The 3,896-nt window shown below is 47.7% G+C and carries 2 protein-coding genes and 4 pseudogenes; 4 read left to right on the top strand and 2 right to left on the bottom strand.

The genetic code is table 11. The features are described 5' to 3' along the window. Window positions 1–172: pseudogene (locus IR141_RS12120) on the bottom strand (IS1595 family transposase); the annotation flags it as partial. A gap of 394 nt (window positions 173–566) precedes the next feature. Between IR141_RS12120 and IR141_RS12125 the strand changes: the two are divergent. The 4 genes and pseudogenes from IR141_RS12125 to IR141_RS12140 form a co-directional block, all read left to right on the top strand. After that, a pseudogene (locus tag IR141_RS12125) lies at window positions 567–1,224 on the top strand (IS1595 family transposase). Window positions 1,225–1,372: 148 nt separating this feature from the next. Next, window positions 1,373–1,603: an exodeoxyribonuclease VII small subunit gene (locus IR141_RS12130; RefSeq protein WP_135033415.1), complete on the top strand. Its 231-nt coding sequence runs from the start codon at window positions 1,373–1,375 to the stop codon at window positions 1,601–1,603. Next, window positions 1,587–2,483, top strand: coding sequence for a polyprenyl synthetase family protein (locus tag IR141_RS12135; protein ID WP_135037636.1), 897 nt, complete (start codon window positions 1,587–1,589; stop codon window positions 2,481–2,483). Before IR141_RS12130 ends, IR141_RS12135 begins: the two co-directional genes overlap by 17 nt. 56 nt (window positions 2,484–2,539) lie before the next feature. Next, a pseudogene (locus tag IR141_RS12140) lies at window positions 2,540–3,277 on the top strand (type I restriction-modification system subunit M); the annotation flags it as partial. Window positions 3,278–3,469: 192 nt separating this feature from the next. Here IR141_RS12140 and IR141_RS12145 read toward each other — a convergent pair. Next, window positions 3,470–3,896 (bottom strand): annotated as a pseudogene (locus IR141_RS12145) (IS1595 family transposase); the annotation flags it as partial.

The following is a 3,896-nucleotide window of genomic DNA, read 5'->3' on the forward strand; positions in this document are numbered from 1 at the left end:
CTGCTTTAAGATCCAGACGGTAGGCAGTAACTTGGCGGATTTTTCGGTAAAACAATCTGGCTGAGTTGGACTGGATACCGAGTATATTGGCTGCTGAACGTGCTGTAATTTCCAATACAAAAAATTGGAGCAATTTTCTCTTCCGGTACAAGGTAGGCTTCAGGCGGTACAGACGGCAAGGCAGGGCATAGTAATGTTGTAACGGAAATGGAGCAGATTTGTGATCAATGAAAAAGGCCGTCTGAAAACCCAACCCGGTTTTCAGACGGCCTTTTCTACATTTGATATCACAGTATGTGCATCATAATAAACTGTTGATAAACCGTTATAGAATCTAAAGATGGCTTTTCCCTTCCGCCCCTTATACAATAGCTGTTTTTCACAAACCCCTTATGGCCGGCCCGCTTTAAAATAACAAGCCTTGTTATACTATGGTGAACCTGTTTCATTGATCTCAGGCGCAGCGACCCCGCAGCGGAAAAAACGGATTCACGATATTTGCGTTGCCTGCGCTTTATATTTATTTAGGCTCTAGACTGGCAGAATAGCTCTGTCAGCCTGGAAAAATGAAATATAACACCAAGTTAAGTGACCATCAGCTCAAAAAATTATCAAGCATTTTTGTGTCGGTATAGAAGCCTCAAAAACCGCTTTGCCGACAGGCTTCAACCGCAATACCATCAACCACCGGTATCGCATTTTCAGGCACGAAACATACCGCTGCCAAAGCGGGTAAAAAGACCGGTTATACGGCAGCATAAAGGTTGATGAAAGCTATTTTGGTGCCAAACGGCAGCGCGGTTTCCATGGCGAGTCAAAGCATGGCAGAGGAACGCTTAAACAACCCGTCTTTGGTATTTTCGAAAGAGACGGCAGGGTTTATACCGAAATCGTTCCTGATTGTAAAAAGCAAACACTTCAAGCTGTTATATTGGGAAAGGTCTCTCTGGAGAGTGTTTTTATTCTGATAGCCGGCGCGGTTACAGCGGCCTGGTCGATGCCGGCTACTCTAAACATTTGCGCGTTAATCACGGACAAAATGAGTTTGCAGATGGTACCGGGCACATCAATGGTATTGAAAGCTTCCGGAGTTTTACCAAACGAAGGCCCGCCAAATTCAATGGCGTAACCAAAAACTTTGATTTGCACCTGAGGGAATGCGGATGGCGATGGAACCGAAACTCTGATGAACTGAGTCACGAACTTTGGGGGCTTTTAAAGTAAATTTATATAAAGCTGCCAGTCTAGAGCCTTATTTTTTAGTGGACTAGCTGTATTTTAATCGGCAGATAAACCGGTTTTTGCATTATTTTTTCGGCCTATTCCTCCTGTATCGGAAAATATTTGTCTGTCGTGTATTTAACGGAACCTTATGAAAAAAAACACCGCCCCAAAATCTTTTGAAGAAGCCTTAAAACGCCTCGAAGCAATTACTCAAGCCATGCAGGGCAGCGAAATGCCGCTGGAAGACGCGTTAACGGCCTATCAGGAAGGCAACGAACTGGTGAAATACTGCCGCACCAAACTGGTTGAAGTAGAACAAAAACTGCAAGTGCTCGATGCAGGTGAACTGAAGGAGCTGAGCCTTGAGCAGAGCGAATGATTTGAAAGCGTGGCAGCAGAAAGCGCAAGCGCAAACCGAAAGTGTGCTCGAAAGACTGATGCCGTCCGAACACACCGTGCCGAGCACCCTGCACCAAGCTATGCGCTATGTTACCCTCGGCGGTGGCAAGCGTTTACGCCCGCTGTTGGTGTTGGCTGCATCCGAATTGGGTGAAGCAGATCAAACGGCAGTGGAATACGCAATGGCAGCGGTGGAAATGATCCATGTGTATTCACTGGTGCACGACGATATGCCGGCGATGGACAATGACAGCCTGCGCCGGGGCAAACCCACCTGCCATATCCAATATAACGAGGCCACCGCACTGTTAGCCGGCGATGCACTGCAAACGTTGGCCTTCGACATATTAAGCCGGCCTACCGGTTTACCCCCCTCGCGCCAGCTCAACATGATTGCCGCGCTTGCCCAGGCTGCCGGCAGCCTCGGCATGGCCGGCGGCCAGGCCATCGACTTGGCCAATGTGGGCAAACCCATGAACCAAGCCGGGTTGGAGCAGATGCACAGCCTCAAAACCGGCGCTCTAATCCGCGCTGCCGTATCACTCGGCGCGCAGGCCTGCCCCGATTTGGGCGATGACGATTTACAGCGCTTAGACGGCTATGCCCGCAAACTCGGCTTGGCTTTTCAAGTGATAGATGATGTGCTCGATTGCGAAGTCGACACCGCCACGCTCGGTAAAACCGCCGGCAAAGATACCGACAACAACAAACCCACTTATGTGAAACTGATGGGCTTGGAACCGTCCCGCCGTTATGCGGAAGATTTGGTTGCCCAAGCAGCAGATTTGTTGGCACCATTGGGCGAAAAAGTCTGGCATTTGCAGGCATTGGCGGAATTTGTTACGGCGCGCAAGCATTAGTGGTTTAGCGGCCAGTTTCTAATGAGCATAAAGGCTGTCTGAAAGATTTTTTCAGACGCATGAACATGTTTCTGCACAACATCAACTACGATAAATTCCATATCGAATTGGGTGATACCCTGCTCAACCCCAAGCTGAAAGACGACAAACCTTTTGATGCTATCGTCTCCAATCCGCCTTATTCTGTGAAATGGAAAGGCAGCGACGACCCCACTTTAATCAACGACGAACGCTTTGCCCCCGCCGGCATACTGCCACCCAAATCCAAAGCCGATTTCGCCTTTATCCTGCACTCCCTCAACTACCTTTCCGCCAGAGGCCGCGCCGCCATCGTTTCTTTTCCCGGCATCTTCTACCGTGGCGGTGCTGAGCAGAAAATCCGCCAATATCTGGTAGACAATAATTACGTTGAAACCGTGATTGCCCTTGCGCCCAATCTGTTTTACGGCACCTCGATTGCGGTGAATATTTTGGTGTTGTCCAAACACAAGGCCGACAACAAAACCCAATTTATCGATGCCGGCAAATTGTTAAAAAAAGAAATCAACAACAATATTCTGACCGACGCACACATCGCGCAGATCATGCGGTTATTCGCCGACAAGGCCGACGTGCCCCATCTTGCCCAATCGGTGGACAACAGTGCCATTGCCGCCAGCTCCTATGTAGAAGCTGAAGACACACGCGAAGCGGTGGATATTGCCGTACTTAACGCCGAGATTAAAGCTACTGTAGCCAAAATCAACGAATTGCGCCAAAGCATTGATGAGATTATTGCCGAGCTGGAAGCCTAAGCCAAATACATCGCACAACCTAAGCCACGAACAGTACAAGGCCGTCTGAAAGCGGTTTCAGACGGCCTATAAAGTTATTTAAGGACAACACGATGATTCAACAAAACTACTGCAAATGATTCAGGCGGAAAAGGTGGAGTGGAAGACGTTAGGGGAGGTTTTTGATATTTTTTCTGGGGCTGTCCTAGATAACTAGAACAAATCCTGCTTTACTGATTGTTTTAAAATAGAAATTTGAAATTTTATCTCACTGTTGTTAAAACGCCATTCACACTCTTTCAAATACAGTTCAAAATGCTCTTTGGGAATGCCGTTAAACTTGCGTAAATGGCGTTTTGCTTGGTTCCAAAAGTTCTCAATTCCGTTAATGTGATTTTGTCGCTCAGCAAAATGTGTGCTGTGATTGATCCGAAAATGTGAAAATTCGCTCACATCAAGAACGTCATAACTTTTGTAACAATCGGTATAAACAATGCTGTCAGGCTTCACTTGCTCGCGGATAATTGGCAATAAAGTCATTGGGTACGGCAACGGTGTAAACCTTACCATTACGCTTCAAAAGCCCGAATACAGCCACTTTGCCAGCCGCACCGCGACCACGTTTGCCTTTGCGTTGTCC

The sequence above is a fragment of the Neisseria sp. 19428wB4_WF04 genome, from assembly GCF_015235335.1.
In the GTDB taxonomy this organism is placed as follows: domain Bacteria; phylum Pseudomonadota; class Gammaproteobacteria; order Burkholderiales; family Neisseriaceae; genus Neisseria; species Neisseria musculi.